At 67.7% G+C, this 524-nt stretch carries 2 protein-coding genes; both read right to left on the bottom strand.

Annotated features, from left to right (window positions below; translation table 11 throughout):
• Window positions 1-194: hypothetical protein (locus Mth01_RS29465; protein ID WP_204019229.1), on the bottom strand; the 194-nt coding region annotated here is incomplete at its 3' end.
• 84 nt (window positions 195-278) lie between these two features.
• Window positions 279-524: hypothetical protein (locus Mth01_RS29460; RefSeq protein WP_204019228.1), on the bottom strand; the 246-nt coding region annotated here is incomplete at its 5' end.

The following is a 524-nucleotide window of genomic DNA, read 5'->3' as shown; positions in this document are numbered from 1 at the left end:
CCCCTCCGATATTTGGCGGTGATGAGGGCGCGGCGGAGGGCGGCGTGGGCGTCGGCGATGGAGATGGTGGTCTTGCTGGTGTACCAGGGGCGGGCGTTTTGGTGGGCGGCCAGGTCGCGGTCGTGCTTGCCGTGCAGGGCGTACCAGCAGAGGCGCCTCCCCCCGCGGTGTGGACACCTTGAGTGCCGGATCATAGAGATCTGGAGACCAAGGAGTTCCTCGTGGCCATGAAGGCCTACTCGTCTGAGTTCAAGGCAGACGCCGTCGCGTTGTACCTGTCAGACCCGGCGCGGACGTAACACACCGATCTGGGCACGAGTCGCGGTCAGCGGGTCCACGCCATCGCGCTCGCAGACCAGCAGGTACTCGGCCAGCCCGCGCCCGTAGGCGTCGATCGTCCGTGGTGCCCGCCCCAGATCCGTCCAGATCCGCAGCCACTCGGCCGCACGGCCGTACCGGCCAATGACCGGCCACCTCTCCTCCGGTGATGCCATACCCAACAGGACCCCCGTCCCCGTCAGCTT

The sequence above is a fragment of the Sphaerimonospora thailandensis genome, assembly GCF_016863115.1.
GTDB lineage: Bacteria > Actinomycetota > Actinomycetes > Streptosporangiales > Streptosporangiaceae > Sphaerimonospora > Sphaerimonospora cavernae.
Note: the sequence above shows the minus strand (reverse complement) of the source record. Positions and strands in the feature narration are given on the sequence as shown.